Below are 23,541 nucleotides of genomic sequence, written 5' to 3' on the forward strand. Positions count from 1 at the left end.
AATTTGAACTAATATTTAAGGTTAAGACCTAAAAAAAGTAATTTTTTTTCACGACCATGAAAGCCTTTTCAAAGTTCCAATTACCTTTCACAAGTGTGATGTAGATCACCAATAAAAAGGGAACTATTTCCAAGACATTCGCTTAAATAGCTGTTTCCAGCGCTCGGGCATGGGGCAATCGATGATGATTTCGTTGTCAATATAAGGATGAGCGAAGCTTAATTGCTTAGAAAACAACCAAAGCCCAGGTAGCCCCAGCTCACGAAATAAGCGGTTGTGACGACCATCACCATAAGTAGTGTCACCAATAATATGATGACTTAGGTGATGCATGTGACGGCGTAATTGGTGCTTTCTTCCAGTTTTAGGTTTAAGTGACACCAAACTATACCGAGAAGTTGCAAATTTACCTGATGGATAAGGTAACTCTGCTTTTTGTAATCCAGTGTAAAAAGTAAGGGCTGACTGGGCAGGTTTATCCTGCTGTGCCTTAGCATCCACTATTTTATCTAGCTTTTCCTTCAATGGATAATCTAGCTGGTGTTCCCCCTCTATATAACCTCTAACCAAAGCAAGATATTGCTTATCTATATGTTGTGCAGCAAATTGTTCGGAAAGCCTGCGGGCAGCTTCAGATGACTTAGCCATGATAAGTACACCACTGGTTGGTCTGTCTAAGCGGTGCACTGGGTAAACATATTGGCCAATTTGATCACGCAAAATCTGTAAAGCAAATTGGGTGGCGTCTTTAGCTATCCAACTTCGGTGAACTAACAATCCAACCGGTTTATATACCGCTACATAATGGTCATCTTCAAACAAGATCTGAAGTTGTTCTGGAATAGCTTCAACAAGCTCTTCATTAGGCTTAAAGTCGTCAGTCATTACTTAAAACTCTCATCGATTGTTTTTATAACGTCCAACAAGGGCTTAGCGTCAAATGCCAATTGCTTTGCCGCCTCTTCTGCATAAGGGCTTATCTCAACTTTTTGAGGTAACGGGGCACCTAGTTCAATGAGTTCACGCATTTTAGGGATAAAAATAAACTGTAACCATTGCGGCAAACTTAAGGTGTCGATACAAAATGGCTGAGTACTAGCAAGTAGCTCGTTACTTAGTAGGGTGTTTTGCCAACTATTAGCTTGTTTTAAGCACTGCTCAAGTTCCAAAAGCAATGGCATGATTTGTTGCGGCATCGTATTCATTAAAGCAAAAATCGCAGTGTAACATTCCACTCTAACATTACCTACCAAACTGAGATAATTGCCCTCTCCACTATAAATGTGGATACTGACGCCAAATGTTGTGGATCGAACAGTAACAATGAATAAACTAAGCACATTAAGCGAAATCCTTCAGGCTTCGGGCAGTGACCTAAGGGTGTATGAAATGGGTCGACAGATCCATCACATCAGTAACCAAGACTTCTACCAAATGGAAGTAGCAAAGCAGCCCTACCCTGCCCCCATTCAACAACACGCTAGATTTGCAGTTTGTTTTTGGCAAAAGCAACAATCTACAACACCTTATATATGGTTTTTGCAATTACCTGTTAACGAGCAAGGTTTTATCAATCTTGCTGCGCGCGATCAGTTCATCCAACTGGTTATTGAAGCACTAGGCCAAGAACTAAATCTGAAACCGAGTGAAGAGCAACAACAGGCATTAGCCAACAATCAATATATCTATAAACCCATTGAAGAAAAGCTCGCTTTTTTTAATGCCTTATATAAAAGAGATACTCAGTTAGCGCCATCGGAGCATTACTTGGCTGTTCGTCGCTATTTGCAAAACGATGGTGAATGGGAAAATTGGCAGAACCTAGCACTGCAAGGCATTGCAGACTTAGTGGCAAGGTTAGATAGAGATGATAATAGTAAACTGCTTAGTCAAGCCTTCCCACATCTGCCACTAGAAGTTGCCAACAAAACCCTAGAATTACTAGAACATGCTAAGTTAGATCAGCAGCTTAGTCATGTAATTGCATCTTTGCATCAGCAGCAATTATTAAGCAATGAAGAGCTTGCAAGCTTGTACCTTCGAGCTTTAGCCGGGGCTTCTGTTAAGCCGCTGACCCATCAAGCAATTAAGCAACAGCTTGCAAATGCAAACTCGATTCATAGCTTTATCGCGGTGGCAGGAAGGTTGTGGCAATCCTTGAGTGATCCACATTTACTCAAATATTTCTTAGAAACGATTGCGGACCAAAACGACCCGGAGCTGTTTCAACAGATTTTCGCTGATTTAGTATTCATTCCAAGCTTACGTAGTTTTGTATTAGCCCAGCTTCGTGACCCCAATAACTCAGAAGCTCTGCAGCTATCCATTGCGCAGTTGATTAAACTGTATCAATCACCTAAACACCACTAAGGATTAGTTATGTCTCAGCAAATTGCATTGATCGCGATAAAAGCCTTATTGGATGAAAACAAACAACCTACTCTTGCTTTAGTAAAAGGTAAGCTCACCACCAGGCTACCAATGCCTACGGTAATTGCAGCGCTAAATGCTTATAAGAAAGATCCCTCTATCGTTGAAAACCTTGTGGCTGAAGCGCCTCCAGTTAAAGAGGCACCAAAGGCTATTGAACAACGCGTGATGGAGCTAGAAAGCCAAGTTCAGCTACTATTGCAACGCATCGAACAACTAGAAGCGAAGAACTAACGATGTACTTAAGCGAAGTAACCTTTGAATGCTATACCGACACAACTATTACCCGCGCTGAAAAAGCGATAAACCTATTGTTAGATAGTTGGCGTTACCATGGGCAAATCATTGGCCGCGAGTTCCCTATTGTATTAAAAGACGCCACTTTTTCAGTGCGAGTTGTTTGCCCCGAAGAAAATAGCCTATTAGACAGTTTTCAAAGTAAGCAAGTAAAATGCGCCAAACTAGCATTAAGTGAGGCAGGTTTACTCAGCCCAAAACTTAAAAACCTTGGCCGAGACATCAACTCAGATGACAGTGATACTTGCGAAACACCTAGCTGGCAGGTCTTGTATACTAATTATCTGCAAAGTTGTTCTCCAGTTCGCTGTGGTGACCACTTTACCCCCATTCCGCTTTACCACTTGCCCGCAGTAGCCAATGGCGATCATAAGCAGCTAATTAAGTGGCAAGAAGATTGGTCAGCCTGCGACCAATTGCAAATGAATGGCAGCATATTAGAACATTCTGCATTAAAAGAGATGAGTGATATCACTAGTCGCCTTTATCGCAGAGGCTCAGACCTAACTAAACGTTTGGAATACTTAAGTAAAGTACCTACTTATTTGTATCTCTATAGGGTTGGTGGCGAAAGCCTTGAAACAGAAAAAGAACGATGCTGCCCAAATTGCGGTGGCGATTGGTTATTAGAAAACACCGTTCATGATATTTTTGACTTCAAATGTGATAACTGCCGTTTGGTGTCCAATATTTCTTGGGATTTTAAGCGCTAAAATTTGTTGCTCTTTCGAGCAACTCTTTGCAACAATTTGCGGTTGTTTATACAAGTTAGAGGTTTTGAACCAGAACAAAAAGCCTCTAAGGTATTAGAACAGCCACAAGTGCTGCGCGAAGGGTTTGGCTAAAATCGTTTTATGCTTTTGGTTATGCTTATTCTTAGTTAATAAGTGAATACTTAAAGTAGCTAGGCTACGCTCTATTAGCCACAGCCAAAACGATTTTACCTCCAACAAAATTTAACCGCGAAAGGTTAATTGGCTTAGTCACACAGCTCAAATTTTGCAACAAACTCTTCCAGTGTTTTTGCCAGCACTCGATCAATTCCTTTTCCTAACTGCTCCAATACAACCTCTCCGGAATCATTATCGATGCTAACGACTTGCATCTCGTCTTCTGTACTAGCAATAAACACCGTTTCTTTTTGCTTCAAACGACGTTGCATTAATACATGACCGATAATGTTCTCTAGTAGCATCTCAAAGTCTTGCTCATTCCAGGCTTGAACCAACTCAATGCGATTGTTTTGAAAGTCTACCGCTAGGGTTTCAGAAAAGTAATCACCGTAAAATGCTTTAATACTGGGGTGTAAAGTTATTTCTAAGGCGCGCTCAATGCCAGAGAAATCTCCTTTATCCTCACGTAACACCGGTTTCCAACTCACCTCTTGTTGCTCGGGCTCTCCAATGATGCAAGGAGACAACCATTGCTCATCATACTCAACCTTCGGATAGGAGCTGCTTTGCCAATGCCGTTCAAACTTATTAAAAACGAGAGATAATGGTTGTGATATGACGCTGCTCATGGATGTGTTTCACTAAGAATTAAGATAGACTAAGCCTAACTAATTCCATGTAACAACACCATGAAAAAGCAGCCTTTAAACACTTCGCAACAGTTAAAAGACAGTTTGAGTCTCGGTAAACCTACCGATTACATTAGTCACTACTCTCCCGAGTTATTACAAGGCGTACCTAGAACCTTAAATCGCCAGCAAATAAATTTGGATGAAAGCCAAGCCTTGCCTTTTACCGGCTACGACTTGTGGAACTTGTATGAGCTATCTTGGTTAACCCCATCGGGTTTACCCGTTGTAGCGGTAGCCGAGGTAAAAGTGGCTGCTAGTTCGCGCTGCTTAATCGAATCAAAATCATTTAAGTTATACTTAAATAGCTTTAACCAAAGCCATTTTAAAAACTTTGATGAGGTTGCTGCAACCCTTGAGAAAGATTTACAACATTGTGCTGAAGGCGATGTAGAAGTAAAACTGTTACCTATCTCCAGTGAAATGGACTCTAGGCCTATTCCCGGCATTAATATTGACCAACAAGAGATTAGCATTAGCAACTATGAGCTAGACCCTAGCCTCTTAGAAAATGCAGCTGACCCGCAGCAAGTAGTCAATGAAACGCTAAATAGCCATCTATTAAAATCAAACTGCCTAATCACTAATCAGCCAGATTGGGCCAGTGTTTACATTGATTATCAGGGCTCAAAAATAAACCAAGAAGCACTACTTCGTTATTTGGTATCTTTTCGTCAACACAACGAGTTTCATGAGCAGTGTGTCGAGCGGATCTTTTGTGACATTATGCAGTTTTGTAAACCCAGTACCTTAACTGTATATGCTCGTTATACCCGCCGCGGAGGGTTAGACATAAACCCTATGCGCTCTAATGACCCTGAGGTTGACGAAAAATTAGGTAACTGGCGTTTATTACGCCAATAAAAGGTAATTATTTCTTGAGAGTTCAAGCTTATTTAACTGGATTGTTGGCCTTAATTACGTGCTTAGTAAGCTTCAATAGTTCTGCTTACGAGCACGGTTTTGTTCATGTACCCAAAGCACTAGAGCCACTGCGCCAGCTACTAATTGCCAACCCTAGAGAATGCATAAGGCAAACCGAGCAGCAGCTAAGTAATCAGCAACAATCCCCTCAAAATGCAGAGTCGCAAAGCGTTACCTTACTAAGTTATCAACTCGGTGCGCTATGCGCCTATCGAATCAAAGATACCCGACAGGCTCAGCAATACATTGATAAAGCTATCGAGCTAGCGAAACAACAGCAACATCAAGCTCACTTAACTCAAGCCTACATCATTGCCGCATTAGTGTTGAGCAATGATCCTAACCGAGCAAGTGAAACAGAAACTTACCTCAATCTGGCACAAACTAATTTAGACAAACTCAAAATCTTCCCCTTGCCTAACATGCGCTTTCAACTTCAAAAAGTATTGGCGCTTTATCATCTAAACCAAGGTAAAAGCAACGAAGCAAAAACCTACCTACTTAAAGCAAAAGAAGAAGCGTACGCCAGTAAGTCACCCATATTACGCGCCTGGTCCGAGGCACTACTCGCTAATTATTACCTAGCGAACAGTCAACCTGAATTAGCACTTAGCCATTTAAGTGAAGCCGAATTAGACCAACAAGACATTAATAGTAATGAAGCACTGTTGCTCACCAGCATGCTACAAGCCAATATCGCTCGGGTGTACCTTGGGCAAGGAGAGTTGGCAATAGCCCAACAAATTCAACAAGATGCTATAGCCAATGCGGTTGACTTAGGAAATTTTGATTTACAAGCCGAAGAGATTGCCACCTTAGGCAATATGTCTGAGTTAGCCGGAGATATAGACGCAGCTCTAGTGCACTACCTCAATGCGAAAGAGATAGCCAAAGCCAATAACAACCTCCCTCTGCTAGCAGACATTGAGCTGCAACTAGGCAAAACCTATATGGAGTTGTCAGACTACACACCGGCACTGGTTCACTTACAAATTTCTCGACAGCTTTTTATTAGCTTAAATCAGCCTGGCAAATTACTGCGCAGCTTATTGTTGTTAGGTGAATTGCACATCAACAATAATGAAAACGGCTTAGCTATTTTGCAGCTAGAAAAAGCAGAAGAATTGGCTAACACCATGGGGCTAAGTAGCAGCCATAGTAAAGTGTATAAACTGCTTACTCAAGCTTATGAGAAAAATGGCAACTACGCGTTAGCACTAGAGCAGTTTAAGGTTTACCACAGCCTAAATCAGCAGTATCAGCAAATTCGTAATGAACTTAAACGCGAGCAGTTTAAACAACACTATCAATACATCGAGCAAGCCCAGCAGCTATCTGACCTTACTCGTGAAAAAGCGATTATTTTGCAGCAAAGTAACTTTCAGCAATTGGTACTTGTGCTGGTTTGCGTATTTGGCATCATGCTGCTGTTCCTATTCTTAGTAACCCGTCAAAAGCTACTGAGTCGAAACGCTTCGCTTAACGACATAAGCCATCAACTCAATCACCACCCGGTAACTGGGCTACAACAGCTAGCGAACAGCGACGCACCATTAGTATGTTTACGTGACAAACTGTCCAACAAACAACAAGCTCGTATTTTATTAATGCTTTCTATAGAGAGCATTAGCCTTGCCAGCCAGCAAACACTTGGCTTTAAAGCTCAGCGCGAGCTAATTAAACGCTTTATTGAAGAATTGATTGAAGACATAGAAGGTGATTTCCACTTAGGTCATATTAGCGACAAGCAGTTGGTGTTATGCATAGAACAAGCAGATTTAAGTCCACAAGAATTAGGCGAGCAGCTTAGTGGTCGAGCCAAAATATGTGCAGAACAACAAAAAATAAAACTAATTATGGCCATTGGATGTTGTAGCTTGCCATTTTTAGCTAAAGCTAAAGATGCAATTGACGATAAAGGAATGACCGAAGTTGTATGGTTAGCTCTTGAAGGCGCTCAACAGCTTTGTAAACACACTAATCAAAACCAATGGGTTGAACTTACAGCAATGAGTGGTTCACATGCTGCATTTTTCTGTAGTGACGTTACCCAAGATGTAAAACAAGCGATTGCCAAAGGCTTGGTGAAAGTAAACGCTTCCAGCGATAAGAGCTTAATAAATTGGTAAACTTATGCAAACAGCAGCCAAAAACTATGACACTTGAGCTGCTGTAGTTATCAAAGATCTCATGTTATGCTAATTTTATTATGTTAGGCACGCTAGGAAGTATTGGTTTAAACGATGAGCGATATCATCACTATTAAGAAGCGACTTGCGTTGGTGAGAAACGAAATTGACAGTTCCAACAAAAATCCTTCAAACCAAGATGCAAAGGTTAGAATGGAAAAAAAAGCAATAAGCCAGCTAATTTCTCGCCTGTCAAAAATTTGTTATGGTCTAGACGAACAGCTCGATCAAAAACTTGAACAACTTATCCAAGAAGTTGAAAGTAATGAAGACCTGTCGGCTATTTCTCAATACCAAAACGAATTAGATGGGCTGTTCAAGCAACACAGCGAAACACTAAAAACACTACTGGCGCACAATCAACGAATCATTAAAACGTCGGGCGAATCACTTAAACGTATTAACGGTTTGCCACCACAATTACGTCGTAAACTAACCGATTTTTTAGAACAAGAGCCTGCTTATTCTCACAATGACAATCAGCAACGCCTTGAACAGCTGCTAAATTATTACTACCAAGCATTAATCAACAAACCTGCTCTTGGTGGTGCTCCCTTATCAAATGACGCAACACCAGCTGTAAAACCTAAAGAAAGCATTCTCAATAATCGCCTTCACAAGCGAATTTGCGATGACCTTCAGCGGCTAATTACCGAACTAGATTATACCGGTGATGTAGGAACCAAACTTGGCCAAGTTCGCTCAGACCTATTAGTAGGCATTGAGCCCGAAGAACTGCCAAGTTTGTGCATTAAAGTTATTCAACTAGTTATTGAAGGTAGCCGTGAAGAACGTAAAGCTTCACAAGAGTTCTTATATTCCCTTAATGAGAGCTTAGGCGGTGTTCACGACCAATTTAATGACTCCTTGAGTCAATCGAAGTCTATTCATAAAGACCAAAAGCAAAGTGACGGCCTACTTAAGAATCGATTGTTAGAGTTAGGTGCCGAAGTTCGTTCAAGCAACGACCTAGATACCCTAAAAAGCTCTATTCAAAATCGCTTGATTCAAATTGCCGACGTGTTCAAAGAGAAAGAACAACTTGAGCAACGTACTAGCGAATTGTTAGATGAACTAGGCAATGTAGAGCTAAAACTTCGTCTGGTTCGTGAAGAAACTCACGAGTACAAAAAACGCCTTAATGCTCACAAGCACAAATTGTTTATTGATAGCCTAACCCAAGTGTATAACCGCGCGGCTTTAGATGAACGACTTGAGCTTGAGTACAAACGCTGGAAGCGTTACGGCTACAACCTAGGCATGGCCGTTATTGATATTGACCACTTCAAATCAATTAACGATAAATTTGGCCATATGGCAGGAGACAAAGCACTTAAAGTGATTGCCCGTGCTTTGCAAAACAACCTAAGAGACACCGACTTCTTGGCACGTTTTGGCGGCGAAGAGTTTGTGCTACTTATGCCAAATATTTCACCCGACGCGGTAATGGTGCCACTGGACAATATCCGAGAGCAGATAAAAGCCTTGCCGTTTAGGTTTAAAGACCAACAGGTATCTATCACTGTGTCTATTGGTGCAACCTTATTTAAAGAAAGCGACAAACCACTAGATGCTTTTGAACGCGCCGACCAAGCTCTGTATGAATCGAAGAGCAGTGGTCGTGACAAAGTTAACATAATCAGCTAGTTAGTTTAGCGTTGGGTTGAGAAACTCAACGCTAACTTGACGCCTCACGCTATACTCTAAGTTGCGATCCGCAAATTAACCGTGAGGTGTCGATGATTACCCATATAAACCCTGTGGGCAGTATGAACTTACTGTCAAAGCTCGAAGTAGATCAACTCACCTTAAGTGCCTCAGAAGATATTTATCTATTGTACCGAAACTGCAGCTTGGCAGTGCTCAACTCCGGCAGTAAAACTGATAGCAGCCGTGAAATTCTAGAACGTTACAAAAACTTTGAGATAAATGTATTAAGCCGAGAGCGAGGAGTAAAGCTCGAACTCGCCAATGCCCCTGAAGATGCCTTTGTTGATGGCGAAATTATTCGCGGTATTCAAGAACACCTGTTTAGCGTACTTCGCGACATTTTATATGTTTCTAACGAAATTAAAGAGCAAGCCCACCTCGATCTCAATCAATCATCGCACATTACTAACCTAGTCTTTTCGATGCTGCGAAATGCCCGAGTTATTCACCCTAGAACCGAGCCAAATTTGGTCGTGTGCTGGGGCGGCCATTCTATCAATGATGTTGAATACCAGTACACACGAGAAGTAGGCAGCCAACTGGGATTACGAGAGCTGAACATATGCACTGGTTGTGGCCCAGGCGCTATGGAAGGTCCAATGAAAGGAGCAGCAGTAGGCCATGCCAAACAGCGGGTAAACGACGGTCGCTATATTGGCTTAACCGAACCCAGTATTATTGCGGCCGAGCCACCCAATCCAATAGTTAATGAACTGATCATTCTACCCGATATTGAAAAGCGCTTAGAAGCCTTTGTTCGAATGGGACACGCTATCGTTATCTTCCCGGGTGGTGCCGGAACGGCTGAAGAACTGTTATATATTCTTGGCATTATGCTCCACCCAGAAAATGCCCGCCAGCCTTTGCCTATTGTACTTACCGGCCCAAAATCCAGCGAGGAGTACTTTAGAAGCATCGATGAATTTATTGGTGCAACATTAGGGCACGAAGCTCAACAACGTTATCAAATAATCATTGATGATTCGGCTCGAGCTGCACAAGTTATTAAACAGATGATGCCGAAAGTGAAAGACTACCGCCGCGCAATTGGTGACGCCTATTCATTTAACTGGAGCCTAAAAATTGATAGTGACTTTCAACACCCATTTGAGCCGCTACACGAGAATGTAGAGAAGCTTAATTTGCACTTCGACCAAGCACCGCAAGATCTAGCGGCTAACTTACGTAGAGCATTTTCTGCCATTGTAAGTGGCAATGTAAAAGATGAAGGCATCAAACAAATAGAAAAACACGGTCCTTTTATTATTGACGGTGACCCTAAAATAATGAAAATGTTAGATAAACTCTTAAAAGACTTTGTTTCTCAACACCGTATGAAGCTACCAGGAAGCAATTACGAGCCCTGCTACAGGGTTGGAAAAGCTAAATGACATTTGCCATAGGCGAGTTCGAAATTGGCTAAGCAACTTGTCATCATCGACGCATTAAACCTCATTAGACGTATCTATGCTGTGCAGCAGCAAAGAACGCCTAATGGGGCTTTAGATAATGCCACCACCATGGCCTTAAGCAGCGCCTGTAAGCGCATTATTGCTACCCTGAAACCTTCACACATTATTGCGGTATTCGATGGAGAACGCTGCGCTTGGCGTGAACAGCTTTTTCCCGATTACAAACAAAACCGTTCGCCCATGCCGGAGCAACTTGCCAAACAGTTAGAAAGCTTAAAAGACCATCTATTAGATCTCGGCATTGATTCAGTATCAGCTCCAGATGAAGAAGCCGACGATATCTGTGCCACTATTGCCAGCAAAGCAGCTGCGGCTAGTTACCCGGTAACCATAGTGTCTACTGACAGAGGCTATTACAGCCTGCTCAACAACGGGGTTAATCTGTACGACTATTTTCGCCGTGAATATATATCCATAGATGAAGTAGAAAACAAATTTGGCATTACCATCTCCCAACTTACCGACTACTGGGCCCTTGTTGGTATTAGCAGCGTTAATGTTGCTGGCGTTGCAGGAATAGGCGCTAAAAGCGCTAAAACTCTGTTAAACAACTATTCCGATGCACAAGCTATATTAGATGCCCCTACCTCCGACAAGCTCGCCAAGAAAGTACAAACCAATGCCGAACAGCTCAACTTAGCTAAGCAGCTATTAAGCCTGCGAACTGATTTACAACTAGGCTTTTCTCTCAAACAACTGCGCTATCAACAGGTGCCCAGCAATTAAATCCCCAGGCTCATTAAGTGGCAGTCCTTTTAGCGGCGTTTTTAATTTAACGCCTTAAAAACTATCAAGCTACTTAACACCCGTTTTTGTGGACTATAGTGTAAGAACAGTTTTTATTTATTACTGCTATTTCTCTTGTAAAAATTAAGGGACTAACTCTATGAGCGCTAAGGCCAAAATCCTTTCACTAATGGGTTTACTCATTTCAGCCATCATCATTTTCATTTCTGTCATCGGTTTTTTAAATTTTAAGTCTGCATCAGAAGTTAATTACAGCAGCCAACTAAACAACCAGGCGTTTTTAATTTCTAAAGCCATTGAACAAAAAATGAATCGTTACTTCGATACGCTTAAGCTCAAAGCTTCTGAGCTCCCTTTAAGTGCTAGCGGAAAAATTGATGAAAAGCCGCTAGTCGCTAGCCTGCACAAAATACAAGACGCCTTAGAAGTACTTAATGCTTATGTAGGTTTGGAAAATGGCGACACTTACGCTGCAAGTAATGACGGTATCATTCCTAACTTCAACGCAAAGCAACTAAATAGGGAATGGTATCGAAGAGGCATGGCCAATGAGCCTAAGATCGTGACCACTCCCTATACAAGTAGTACCGGTGATGTAGTGATGGCGGTGGCAGTGCCAGTTATTCGAAATGGTAAGCCGGTAGCCATATTGTCAGTCAACCTTGCACTTAATCAGATCACTAGCTTCATTGACGGTCTATCGGAAAATAACCAATTGTTTGTGAGCCGAGAAGACGGCTTTGTTATCGCTTCGAAGTACACCGACTACATCGGCAAAAACCTATTTGAATTACGTCCATCCTATCGTCAATACAACGATCAAGCTTCCAGCCAGCATGACTACGAATTTGATGGAAATGAGTACTCTGTTGTGTCAGCAAAAGTTGCTAACCTAAATTGGACGGTATGGGCGTGGGACAAATGGGAAAATATTAATCGCGCATCCAATGAGAACCTTGTGCTTACTATCTCGATTGCAATCTTCCTGCTGCTGCTCGCATTAGCCGTGTGTTATTGGGTGGTAATGAAGCTTATGTATGGCCCTATTGGTGGAGAGCCTGCCACCATCGAAACCGTAGTCCAAAATATTGCAAAAGGAGATCTGCGTTACTCTTCCCAGCAATCTGGCCAGGAAACAGGCATTTACCAAGCGGTATTATCGATGGTAAATAGCCTAACCAACATTGTTACCGGAATAAACACTGCAACCGAACAGCTCAATCAATCCTCTTCACGCATTCATGAATCAGCGACGTCTGTAAATACCAGCTCAGAATCACAAATGATGCAACTAGAGCAAACCTCTACTGCAATGAACCAAATGACCGTGACCGTTGATGAAGTCGCTCGCAACGCTCTACAGGCCTCTAGCGCAGCAACAGAAGCAAATGAGCAGTCAAGCCAAGGTATCAGCGTAGTCAATGAAATGAACAGTAACATAAGCTTATTAGTGTCAGGCATCGAAGAAGTACAGCAAGTAATTGGTAAACTTGAAATGGAAACTGAAGGCATTGGTCGGATTTTGGAAGTAATTAGAGGTATTGCTGAACAAACCAACTTGCTGGCGCTTAATGCTGCAATTGAAGCTGCTCGAGCTGGAGAACAAGGCCGAGGGTTTGCGGTAGTGGCCGATGAAGTAAGAAACTTAGCCAATAGAACTCAAGACAGCACCAATGAAATTCAAGAAATGATCACTAATCTGCAAACTGAAGCTAAGAACTCCGTGTCTCTGATGGAGACAAATGCAAAAGATGCCCAACAAACTTCAGAAAAATCTGAGCTAGCCAATCAAGCGCTTAATGCTATTAGCGATTCAATTTCGGTAATCCACGATATGAACGCTCAAATAGCGACAGCAGCAGAGCAGCAAACCCTAGTAGCAGCAGAAATAAACAGCAGCATAGTAGGCATAAATGACTTAGCGAAAACCACTTTTGATAGCTCAGAAAACAATAGCAAAATGGTTGAAGAATTAAGCAATATTGCCACGCGTTTGAATAAATCAGTAGAAGTATTCAAGTTTTAACTAGGCTCAATAGCGCTAATAGATTTTTGTATTGTAATCAAGCTAATACCTTAGTATTAGCTATTTCCTTTTGAGTATTGCGTTAAAAAATTGTAAACTCTGTGTTGCCCGAACACCTCAAACTTCGGGCATTAACACGGAGTGTTACCTCCTCCCCCTTAAATAATAAAAATGCCTACGAATTAGGAAGAGATATGTCAACAAGACGAATCACCGTCATACCTGGAGATGGTATTGGCCCTAGTATTATCGAAAGTGCAATCGCGATTATGGATAAAGCGGGTTGTGGTTTCGAATATGATTTTGCCAACGCAGGTCTAGCAGCCCTAGAAAGCGATGGCAGCCTGTTGCCTGAAAAATCACTGCAACTTATCGAGCAAAATGGCATCGCCTTAAAAGGCCCGCTAACCACACCGGTTGGCACTGGCTTTACATCAATCAACGTGTCTATGCGTAAACACTTTGACCTTTACGCCAACTTACGCCCTGTGCGCTCTTTTGTTGGTACTAAAGCGCGTTACGAAGACGTAGATATTATTACCGTTCGTGAAAACACCGAAGGCATGTACTCAGGTGTTGGCCAAAAACGTAGTGAAGATGGCACTAGCGCAGAAGCAATGAGTGTAATCACTCGAGACGGCGCAGAGCGTATTGTAAAGTTTGCCTACGAGCTTGCCCGCCGCGAAGGCCGAAAAAAAGTAACGGCAGTTCACAAAGCAAACATCATGAAGTCAACTTCAGGCCTGTTCCTAGAAGTGGCTCGTGAAATCGCTAAACAATACCCAGATATCGAATCTGAAGAAATGATTGTTGACGCAGCATGTATGAACTTAGTGATGTACCCAGAGCGCTTCGACGTAATGGTTACCACTAACTTGTTTGGCGATATTTTGTCAGACTTGTGTGCTGGTTTGGTGGGCGGCCTTGGTATGGCGCCAGGCGCTAATATTGGTGAACGAGCAGCAATTTTTGAAGCCGTGCACGGCAGCGCGCCAGATATCGCAGGCCAAGATATTGCAAACCCAACGTCGGTTATTCTAGCCAGTATTCAAATGCTTGAATATTTAGGTATGGAAGACAAAGCGGCCAATATTCTAAACGCAGTGAAAGACGTTATTGCCAGCGGTGACAGAACCACTCGCGATTTAGGTGGCACAGCCGGTACTAAAGAGTTTACACAAGCAATTCTAGATCGCCTATAAAGCTGATAGCAGCATAAATACCAAAAAAGGCAGCCCAGGCTGCCTTTTTAATGCTCGGTCTTGCTGCCCTAATAAACACGCGCAAAAACGGTAATTTCTTCTCGGTCATGGTACAAGTGCTTTGCCCTTACTTCATGCTCAAATCCTAACTCACTCAAGCCCTCTTTAAGCAAATTAAGATCCTGATTCACCTCAGCAAAGCGTTGCTTCATTGGCAACTTCAAATTAAACATTGCATATTGGCACCAGCCATTTGCCAACCACTTCAACATTAAACGACTTACCTTAGCAGGACGCTCTACCATGTCGCAAACTAACCAGCTTACATTGCTGCGCTCTGGCTGATATTTAAAACCATCTTCTCGAAAGTGCTGCACTTGGCCAGTATCCATTAGCGATTGCGCCATAGGGCCATTATCAATAGCAGCCACAAACATGTTTCGCCTTACCAGTTGGTAAGTCCAACCACCCGGGCATGCTCCCAAATCAACAGCATGCTGGCCATTTTGAATATACTGCTCTCGCTCTTCGTCATTCAACAACACCATAAATGCTTCATCTAGTTTAAGGGTTGAGCGACTTGGAGCCTCTGCTGGAAACTTAAGACGTAATATACCATTATGCTGAGCATTACCGTTGCGGGTATCCGAGTAACCTATCCAGCAATGGGTTCCACTTACAAAAAATAACTGCATGGCAGGCAACTTAGGATTCGCTTTTTTAGTCAACCATTGATGCTTCACCAATGCATTTTCTAGGGGGCGAGTAAATTTTTTGCAAAAGCTAGATAAAGCTTTACCGTCATTAGTGTCAGGGTACTCCAAACGTAGGCTGCCACACTTGGGTAGCTTTTGCTCAATGGCAAGTATAGATGCGACGCGGTTTGCCTCATCGAGTTGTAATTCTGCAAGCGCTAAAAACCAATGCCTAGCAAACACTAAATGACGAAAATCTATCGCTTGATACAAGGCTTGTGAATGCTCAGCTTGATAGCAGCTAAACTCCACAAAACCGGTACCACTGCTCGCTTTGGCAAAACCAAAAAAGCCTAGCTGCTCAGCATGAAATTGGATCTCTGCAGCACAGTCGCTCTCAAAGCCAGTGCGACAATACAAAATTATACTACTCATTTACACTTCTCTTTGTCGGCAAAGCTAGGCTCAGCCAAGCAATAATCAAAATAAACCCACCAATTGGGGTTATTGGCCCAAACAGCTTTGAACCAAAAAAAGCTAAGCAGTATAAGCTACCGGCAAATAACCAACCACCCAAAATCCAAAGTAAAGCAGTTGTTCGGCGTTTATCTATCACTACCAAAGCAGCCACTAAATGAATGATTTGATAAAACACGCCGGTTTCAATCCACGATAATTGCGCCTCACCCAAAAAACGGCTGAAACCATGCGCAGCGCCCGCGCCCATAATCACAGTAACAGCGCCACTTACAGCCAACAGCAGCCTTATGGGCCAAGCCGTTTGATTCAACATATTCACTCCGCGTCTACCAAACCTTCATTCACAAACTCTTGCTGCTCTTGCTCAACCAAAGAAATCATCCACTCACGGAAGGCAACCAACTTACCTTGTTCAGCTTGGCTGGGTTTACACACCATGTAATAAGCATTTTTACTCAGTAAAACTTGCTCAAAGGGGCACACTAAACGGCCGGCTTCAATTTCGGGTTTAGCCAATACGCTATGACCTAGTGCCACACCCTGCCCATACACCGCCGCTTGTAGCACCATGGTTGAATGCGAAAATATAGGCCCATGATTCACATTCATTTGTCGCAGCCCCACCAATTTAAACCACGCTTTCCAATCGTGGCGAGCGGTATCATGCAATAGGGTGTGATATTGCAAATCCTCGGGCTTAGTTAAAGCTTTATCACCCACTAACAAACTGGGGGCGCATACCGGAACCAAATACTCTGTGTGCAACTTGTCGGCTCGCAGGCCAGACCAATTACCTCTGCCGTAATAAATTGCAACGTCAACATCTTCCGTTAATGAACCTTCGTATAAATCAACCGCTTTAATACGAACATCAATATCGGGATGCATCTCACTAAATTGAGATAAACGTGGTACTAGCCATTGGATGGCAAAACTGGGTTGTAAACTAACCGTTATCGTTCCTTTGGCGCCACGAGCGAGCAAACGGTCGGTAGCCTCGGTTAACGAAATAAAAATATCTTTAATATCGAGAAAATAACCTTGGCCTTCTTCGGTTAGCAGTAAGGCTCTGTTTTTCCTTCTAAAAAGCTTTAAACCTAAGAACTCTTCTAAGGCTTTAATTTGGTGACTAACAGCGGCTTGAGTCACAAAAAGCTCTTCTGCTGCTCGGGTAAAACTAAGATGCCTTGCTGCCGCTTCAAAGGCTTTTAAGGCATTAAGTGGAGGCAAACGACGCGCCATTTTTACATCCTATTAACGGATAAGTTTTTCTAATCTATGGTCATTATAATTTATCTGTTGTTGTAGGACCAGTTGCAGATTACTATGCACCCGCAATCAGGCGAAGGGGTCTGACGCAGCACCTAAAATCAAGGTGTTATGTCAGGCCTCTTTGAGTAGTTACCGGATTTGTAATTACTTTGATTGCTATGTTGTGTTTGCATTTGTCAGCCCTTTTGCTGACTTCCCTGTTTCTTATTTTGACCCTGTCTGTCAAAAAGAATTTTGAGCCACTGCTTATGCAGTGGCTTTTTTTTACCTGAAATTCATAGAGATAGACCTATCAGCAAACACATCAGTGGTATTAATCAATAAAAACCTCATGGTTTTAGCATTAAAAAAATTAATCTTTGATGTTACGCACAAAAATCCAGGCTTTAATTAGCCTCATACAGATAGTTGCCTTTTATGTTGACGCTGATAAAACAACAAGCAAATCAAACCAAGCATCAATATGGGTAAGGCGCTAACATTTACCACTCGCCACCCCAAACTTTGCTCTAACCAGCCAGCAGACAGCGCAGAAATAGCCACTAAAGAGAACACCACAAACTCATTAACAGCTTGAGCTTTAGCCTTCTCATTTAAACGATAAGATTGAGTTAGCATTTGGGTCGCACCAATAAACATAAAGTTCCACCCTACTCCAAGCAAGGTTAATGCAACTGCAAAATGAATAAAGCTAGTGCCCATTAAATTAACAACAACACAAGCAAACATTAGCGCTAAACCAAGCAGCATGGTTGGGAAAAGCCCCATTTTCAATATTAGCCTGCCGGTAATAAACGAAGGGGCAAACATGCCTAATACATGCCATTCAATGACCGAAGCAGATTGAGCAAAGTGATAGCCATGTTGATGCATCGCTAAAGGCGTTGCGGTCATTAAGAGATTCATTACAAAGTAACTAACAACGCCAGCCACCACTGCAACGATGTAATTGGCCGAACTAACTATTTCCCTTAGGGGTCGAGCATCGATTGTCGGCTGGCTGCTTACTTCAGTATCATTGAAGCGAATCATCAGCAGCAATATTAAGGCGATAATATACAGAGCAAGTAAACCAACAAATGCGCCAATAAAAGGCTGATTAGGCCACCATGCCTGACTATACACCGCTAGGCTTGGCCCAATCACCGCGGCGATCACCCCGCCAGCCATAATGGCTGAAATGGCTCGGGGTTGTTGCCCTTCGGAGCAAAGCTCTACCGCCGCAAAGCGATACAACATGCCAAAACCAATGCCTATTCCTAATAAAAAGGTTGCGCAACTAAACAGCATAAATTGCTGGTGGTATAGCGCATAAGTAGCTAATAGTGCACCACTAATGCCAACCAAGTTACCAAGTACAAACCCTTTCTTGCGCCCAGTTACCCCCATAATAAGAGACGCAGGAATGGTGGCTAACATTAGCCCTAAAAATTGCATAGCAACAGGAAAGGTAACCCAAGCAGCGGAAGGAGCGAGCTGCTGGCCAATTAAGCCGGTGACTGCCACGAGCAAAATATTTCCGGTGGTTAATAAGGCTTGGCAAATAGCCAGCATCCATACAAAAACATTCACGCCATAACTCTCCCTGTTATACCAATCGTACTAAATAACTAATCATTCTAACTGATTAAAAATACTCGATAACTGCGTTAGAATTTTTGATTGTAGAATAACTACTTATCGAAAAATCCTGCCTTATTCTCGAGCCTTTTCCCTGCGTTACTTCTGCTCACTTACTTAGTGTGATTGGTATTAAAACATCATCATAGAGCAGATCTTAAAAATAGAGAACGTGAATTAGTTGTTCAGCTTTAAATAGCAAGGAGCCCCCCAGAGAAAGCCTTTTGCTGAATGTGAGGCAAAAAAAAGCGCCATTACGGCGCTTTATTCAACGAAGGGAAATTTATTCCCACTCAATGGTTGCAGGCGGTTTACCAGAGATGTCGTAAACAACACGAGAAATACCATCAATCTCGTTGATTATACGGTTGCTCACATTACCTAAGAAGTCGTAAGGTAAGTGCGCCCAATGTGCAGTCATAAAGTCGATAGTTTCAACTGCGCGCAATGATACAACCCAGTCATACTTACGCGCATCGCCCATTACACCTACCGAGCGAACTGGCAAGAATACGGTGAAAGCTTGGCTTACTTTATGGTAAAGATCTGCTTTGTGTAATTCTTCAATGAAGATAGCGTCTGCACGGCGTAGTAAATCACAGTATTCTTTCTTCACTTCGCCCAATACGCGTACACCTAAACCAGGCCCAGGGAAGGGATGGCGGTATAACATATCGTAAGGTAGGCCTAGTTCTAAGCCAATTTTACGCACCTCATCTTTAAACAGTTCTTTAAGCGGCTCTACTAAGCCCATTTCCATATCATCAGGCAAGCCACCTACGTTATGGTGAGATTTAATCACATGCGCTTTGCCGGTCTTAGATGCCGCTGATTCGATAACGTCAGGGTAAATCGTGCCCTGCGCAAGCCATTTAGCATTTTTCAGCTTTTTAGCCTCTTCATCGAACACGTCAATGAACACATGGCCAATAATCTTACGCTTCTTCTCCGGGTCACTTTCGCCAGCCATTGCATCTAGAAAGCGGTTTTCAGCATTTACGTGAACGATGTTTAAACCAAAGTGGTTGCCAAACATATCCATCACTTGCTGGCCTTCATTCAAACGCAGCAAACCGTTATCTACAAATACACAGGTAAGTTTGTCACCGATTGCGCGTTGAACCAACATTGCCACAACCGAGGAGTCAACGCCGCCACTTAGACCAAGAATAACTTCGTCATCGCCCACTTGCTCTTTAATTTGAGCAATGGCGTTCTCGATGATTGATTCAGAAGTCCATAAAGCTTCACAAGCACAAATGTCTTTTACAAAGTGCTCTAGCATGCGCAAGCCTTGACGAGTATGAGTCACCTCAGGGTGGAACTGCACACCGTAGAAATGCTTATCTTGATTCATCATGGCAGCAAACTCACAACTTGGAGTTTGCGCAACGGTGGTGAAACCTTCAGGAATGGCCGACACTTTATCGCCATGGCTCATCCAAACATCTAGCAAGGCATTGCCATTTGGTGCTACTGCATCTTCGATTGCTTTAAATAATGGAGATTGCGCAACCACTTCAACTTGAGCGTAACCAAACTCACGCTCGCCCTCGCCTTGAATAACCGCTCCACCTAGTTGCTCAGACATAGTTTGCATGCCGTAACAAATACCTAGAACAGGAACGCCAGCATTAAATACGTACTCAGGAGCCCTCGGAGAATCATTCTCCGTAACACTTTCTGGGCCACCGGCCAAAATAATACCGTTAGGCGCAAACTCGCGGATATCGGCTTCTTCTACATCCCAGCCCCACAATTCACAATACACACCGATTTCGCGGATTCGACGCGCGATAAGTTGGGTATATTGCGATCCAAAATCTAAAATTAGAATACGATGTTCGTGGATATCTCTGCTCATAATCACTTACTTAAAATAGGCTGATAGAACTAAGCGCCTTTCGGCGCTTAGAGAAGAAAAACAAACTTATTAGGCTTAGCCCATACGGTAGTTAGGGGCTTCTTTGGTAATGGTTACGTCATGTACGTGACTTTCACCCATACCTGCACTTGTTACCCGCACAAATTCTGCTTTGGTATTTAACTCGTTAATTGTAGCGCAACCGGTTAAGCCCATGCACGAACGTAAACCGCCCATTTGCTGGTGAATAATCGCTTTTACTGGGCCTTTGTAAGCTACGCGGCCTTCAATACCTTCAGGAACTAATTTGTCGGCAGCATTGTCTGTTTGGAAGTAACGATCTGACGAACCTTGAGACATTGCGCCAAGCGAGCCCATACCGCGGTAAGACTTAAACGAACGTCCTTGATAAAGTTCAATTTCACCTGGCGCTTCTTCGGTACCAGCAAACATGCTACCAACCATTACACAAGAAGCGCCAGCAACTAAGGCTTTTGCAATATCGCCAGAGAAGCGAATACCGCCGTCTGCAATAACCGGAATATCACGGCCTTTCAACGCTTCAACAGCATCAGCTACTGCGGTAATTTGCGGTACACCCACACCCGTTACAATACGCGTAGTACAAATTGAACCAGGGCCAATACCTACTTTTACCGCACTTACACCTGCGTCAGCTAGGGCTAAAGCGCCTGCGCCAGTTGCCACATTGCCACCAACAATTGGTAGGTCTGGGTATTTTTCGTGGGTGGCTTTAATGCGATCAAGAACGCCTTGAGAATGACCGTGAGACGAGTCAATCAACAATACATCTACGCCAGCTTCAACTAAGGCATCAATACGCTCTTCGTTACCGGCACCAGCACCTACAGCAGCGCCAACACGCAAACGACCAAAGCTATCTTTACAAGCATTAGGTTTACGTTCCGCTTTTTTGAAATCTTTTACGGTAATCAAACCGGTCAGTTTGAAAGCCTCATCTACCACTAGCATTTTTTCAATGCGGTGTTCGTGCATCAGTTTTTCAACAACGTCACGCGATGTATCGGTAGTTGTAACTAAACGCTCTTTAGGTGTCATTACTTGAGAAACAGTTTTAGAAAAATCGGTTTCAAAACGTAAATCACGGCCAGTTACGATACCCACTAGGTCATTCGCTTCAGTCACAACAGGGAAGCCAGCAAAACCGTGGATTTGACGCAATTCTGCAATTTGGCCCAAGGTTAACTCAGGCGTTACAGTAATTGGCTCTAGAACAATACCGGCTTCAAACTTCTTCACTTTACGCACTTCAGCTGCTTGCTGCTCAATGCTCATGTTTTTGTGAATAAAACCAACACCGCCCTCTTGCGCTAGTGCAATAGCAAAATTAGCTTCGGTTACCGTATCCATGGCAGCAGACACCATTGGAATACTAAGCGGGATATCTTTGGTTAGACGTGTCGCCAAATTGGCAGTATTAGGAAGTACTTCTGAGTGAGCAGGAAGTAGTAGTACATCATCGAAGGTTAAGGCTTCTTTGGAAATTCTCAACATAGCAACATTCGCCTAAATCAGTTAATAAAGGGATAAAATATTGCGGTCGGATTATAGGTATAAAGCTGGCCAAGGTAAATTGAAAAATGTTATTTTCTTACATTATTTTCAATTTAGCTTCGAGTTGGCTAATGCAAAGCAATCAAATCGCCCAAAATATCCTCAGCGTAAGTCAATTAAACCAGCAAGTTAGGCGATTGCTAGAGAACTCTCTAGGCACAGTTTGGTTAGCAGGTGAAATATCTAATTTTGCTACGCCATTTTCAGGGCACTGGTACTTCAGTTTAAAGGACGATGGCGCCCAAGTCCGCTGTGCCATGTTTAAGGGCGCTAATCGCAAGGCGGTCTTCACACCAGAAAACGGCATGCAAGTATTAGTGAAAGCCAAAATCACCATGTATGAACCACGCGGTGATTATCAGCTTATTGCAGAAGCCATTCACCCAGCTGGAGACGGCGCCCAGCAGCAAGCATTTGAGCAACTAAAAATGAAGTTGGCCAGCGAAGGCTTATTTGGCCAAGCTGACAAGCAATCCCTGCCCGAATACCCTAGCACCATTGGTGTGGTAAGCTCCGCCTCTGGGGCTGCTTTACAAGATATTTTATCAGTGCTTCAACGCCGCGCACCCGCTATTAAAGTGATTGTTTATGCTGCAGCCGTTCAGGGAGATGCCGCTGCAAGCCAACTTAGCAAGATGATTGAGCTTGCGAACCAACGAGAAGAAGTAGATCTACTTATTGTTGGCCGCGGTGGAGGCTCAAAAGAAGATTTATCCGCCTTTAATGACGAAGCCCTCGCTCGCTGTGTATTTAATTCAAACATTCCAATTATATCTGCGGTAGGCCACGAAGTGGACGACAGCATTTGTGATTTAGTTGCCGACATTCGCGCCGCAACCCCCTCAGCTGCCGCAGAAATTGTTAGCCAGCAAGCTAGCCACCTTGCGTTAAGCTTAAACAAACTAAGCCAACAGTTAGAGCAAAGCTACTTACATATGCTTAGTCGGCAACAGATCCGCCTCAAGCAGCTTCATCACCAAGTAGAAACCCAATCCCCTATCCATTTATTAGAACAGCAACAGCAACGCTTTGACGAGCTTAGCCACCGTTTAAGCTTTGCTCATCAACAAAGCTTAAACCGCTGCAAGCAGCGCCATCTAGAAGCGCACTCACGTTTAAAACACTCACTTTTAGAACAAAAGCTAAGCCGTCATCAGCAACTGTTAGTTCAGCTTAAGCAGCGGCTAAACCTAGCCAGTGATAAGAACCTTCAACACCAGCAAAATGCCTTAGTAAATGTTTGTCGACAAATGGACAGTTTGAGCCCACTGCGTGTATTGGAACGAGGTTTTAGCTTAGTGACTCAGCAACAGAAAATCGTTAAATCAGCTGCAGATTTGAGCGTTGGTGACCAAGTCAATATCAAGTTTGCCGATGGAAACCATAACGCAACAATTATTGAATAAGCTCTAGGGGCTGTTTATCTTTCGAGCTG

General features: G+C 43.0%; 20 protein-coding genes. 11 read left to right on the forward strand and 9 right to left on the reverse strand.

Translation table 11 applies throughout. From position 1 onward, the window contains the following. Positions 1-123: 123 nt before the first annotated feature. Together truC and OAG1_RS13765 are read right to left on the reverse strand one after the other, a co-directional pair. Positions 124-885, reverse strand: coding sequence for a tRNA pseudouridine(65) synthase TruC (truC, locus tag OAG1_RS13760; RefSeq protein WP_338621686.1), 762 nt, complete (start codon positions 883-885; stop codon positions 124-126). Continuing rightward, positions 885-1,196: a YqcC family protein gene (locus OAG1_RS13765; RefSeq protein WP_338621687.1), complete on the reverse strand. Its 312-nt coding sequence runs from the start codon at positions 1,194-1,196 to the stop codon at positions 885-887. Before OAG1_RS13765 ends, truC begins: the two co-directional genes overlap by 1 nt. A 127-nt stretch (positions 1,197-1,323) precedes the next feature. On the opposite strand from OAG1_RS13765, the gene OAG1_RS13770 reads away from it, so the two are divergent. The 3 genes from OAG1_RS13770 to OAG1_RS13780 are packed head-to-tail and all read left to right on the forward strand — an operon-like array spanning position 1,324 to position 3,440. Then, positions 1,324-2,370 carry a DUF3549 family protein gene (locus OAG1_RS13770; RefSeq protein ID WP_338621688.1) on the forward strand — a complete coding sequence of 349 codons (1,047 nt, stop codon included), beginning with the start codon at positions 1,324-1,326 and terminating at the stop codon, positions 2,368-2,370. 9 nt (positions 2,371-2,379) lie between these two features. Further along, complete coding sequence (locus OAG1_RS13775; RefSeq protein WP_016401199.1) at positions 2,380-2,664, forward strand: hypothetical protein; 285 nt, start codon at positions 2,380-2,382, stop codon at positions 2,662-2,664. 2 nt (positions 2,665-2,666) lie between these two features. Then, positions 2,667-3,440, forward strand: a complete 774-nt coding sequence (locus tag OAG1_RS13780; RefSeq protein ID WP_338621689.1) for a Zn-ribbon-containing protein — start codon at positions 2,667-2,669, stop codon at positions 3,438-3,440. Positions 3,441-3,706: 266 nt separating this feature from the next. On the opposite strand, the gene syd is transcribed toward OAG1_RS13780, so the two are convergent. Continuing rightward, entirely contained in the window at positions 3,707-4,249 is a 543-nt protein-coding gene (gene syd, locus OAG1_RS13785) for a SecY-interacting protein (protein WP_338621690.1), read from the reverse strand. A 60-nt stretch (positions 4,250-4,309) separates the two neighbouring features. Between syd and queF the strand changes: the two genes are divergently transcribed. The 7 genes from queF to OAG1_RS13820 all read left to right on the forward strand — a co-directional run bounded on the left by queF (position 4,310) and on the right by OAG1_RS13820 (position 14,579). Then, the gene (queF, locus tag OAG1_RS13790) at positions 4,310-5,173 is read left to right on the forward strand and encodes an NADPH-dependent 7-cyano-7-deazaguanine reductase QueF (RefSeq protein WP_338621691.1); all 864 of its coding nucleotides are present in this window, start codon (positions 4,310-4,312) and stop codon (positions 5,171-5,173) included. A 14-nt stretch (positions 5,174-5,187) separates the two neighbouring features. Continuing rightward, positions 5,188-7,362: a hypothetical protein gene (locus OAG1_RS13795; RefSeq protein ID WP_338621692.1), complete on the forward strand. Its 2,175-nt coding sequence runs from the start codon at positions 5,188-5,190 to the stop codon at positions 7,360-7,362. A 114-nt stretch (positions 7,363-7,476) separates the two neighbouring features. Further along, the gene (locus tag OAG1_RS13800) at positions 7,477-9,069 is read left to right on the forward strand and encodes a GGDEF domain-containing protein (RefSeq protein ID WP_338621693.1); all 1,593 of its coding nucleotides are present in this window, start codon (positions 7,477-7,479) and stop codon (positions 9,067-9,069) included. 92 nt (positions 9,070-9,161) lie between these two features. Next, the gene (ppnN, locus tag OAG1_RS13805) at positions 9,162-10,523 is read left to right on the forward strand and encodes a nucleotide 5'-monophosphate nucleosidase PpnN (RefSeq protein WP_338621694.1); all 1,362 of its coding nucleotides are present in this window, start codon (positions 9,162-9,164) and stop codon (positions 10,521-10,523) included. A gap of 24 nt (positions 10,524-10,547) precedes the next feature. Then, on the forward strand, positions 10,548-11,330 hold the full coding sequence (gene xni / locus OAG1_RS13810) for a flap endonuclease Xni (RefSeq protein WP_338621695.1): 783 nt from the start codon (positions 10,548-10,550) through the stop codon (positions 11,328-11,330). Between the two features lie 160 nt (positions 11,331-11,490). After that, the gene (locus OAG1_RS13815) at positions 11,491-13,377 is read left to right on the forward strand and encodes a methyl-accepting chemotaxis protein (RefSeq protein ID WP_338621696.1); all 1,887 of its coding nucleotides are present in this window, start codon (positions 11,491-11,493) and stop codon (positions 13,375-13,377) included. Positions 13,378-13,571: 194 nt separating this feature from the next. After that, the gene (locus OAG1_RS13820; RefSeq protein WP_016401209.1) at positions 13,572-14,579 is read left to right on the forward strand and encodes an isocitrate dehydrogenase; all 1,008 of its coding nucleotides are present in this window, start codon (positions 13,572-13,574) and stop codon (positions 14,577-14,579) included. Between the two features lie 68 nt (positions 14,580-14,647). On the opposite strand, the gene rlmM is transcribed toward OAG1_RS13820, so the two are convergent. The 6 genes from rlmM to guaB form a co-directional block, all read right to left on the reverse strand. Further along, complete coding sequence (gene rlmM / locus OAG1_RS13825) at positions 14,648-15,709, reverse strand: 23S rRNA (cytidine(2498)-2'-O)-methyltransferase RlmM (RefSeq protein ID WP_338621697.1); 1,062 nt, start codon at positions 15,707-15,709, stop codon at positions 14,648-14,650. Further along, positions 15,702-16,067: a DUF423 domain-containing protein gene (locus tag OAG1_RS13830; protein WP_338621698.1), complete on the reverse strand. Its 366-nt coding sequence runs from the start codon at positions 16,065-16,067 to the stop codon at positions 15,702-15,704. The genes rlmM and OAG1_RS13830 overlap by 8 nt, the downstream gene beginning before the upstream one ends. 2 nt (positions 16,068-16,069) lie before the next feature. Beyond that, positions 16,070-16,996: a transcriptional regulator GcvA gene (locus tag OAG1_RS13835; RefSeq protein WP_016401212.1), complete on the reverse strand. Its 927-nt coding sequence runs from the start codon at positions 16,994-16,996 to the stop codon at positions 16,070-16,072. Positions 16,997-17,422: 426 nt separating this feature from the next. After that, positions 17,423-18,598, reverse strand: a complete 1,176-nt coding sequence (locus OAG1_RS13840) for an MFS transporter (protein WP_338621699.1) — start codon at positions 18,596-18,598, stop codon at positions 17,423-17,425. 331 nt (positions 18,599-18,929) lie between these two features. Continuing rightward, positions 18,930-20,510, reverse strand: a complete 1,581-nt coding sequence (gene guaA / locus OAG1_RS13845) for a glutamine-hydrolyzing GMP synthase (protein WP_152779295.1) — start codon at positions 20,508-20,510, stop codon at positions 18,930-18,932. A gap of 75 nt (positions 20,511-20,585) precedes the next feature. After that, positions 20,586-22,046, reverse strand: coding sequence for an IMP dehydrogenase (guaB, locus tag OAG1_RS13850; protein ID WP_016401215.1), 1,461 nt, complete (start codon positions 22,044-22,046; stop codon positions 20,586-20,588). 131 nt (positions 22,047-22,177) lie between these two features. On the opposite strand from guaB, the gene xseA reads away from it, so the two are divergent. Then, a complete protein-coding gene (gene xseA, locus OAG1_RS13855) occupies positions 22,178-23,512 on the forward strand; it encodes an exodeoxyribonuclease VII large subunit (protein ID WP_338621700.1) in 1,335 nt (444 codons plus the stop codon). Positions 23,513-23,541 lie beyond the last annotated feature (29 nt).

This window comes from Agarivorans sp. OAG1, from assembly GCF_037076485.1.
GTDB classification, from domain to species: domain Bacteria; phylum Pseudomonadota; class Gammaproteobacteria; order Enterobacterales; family Celerinatantimonadaceae; genus Agarivorans; species Agarivorans albus.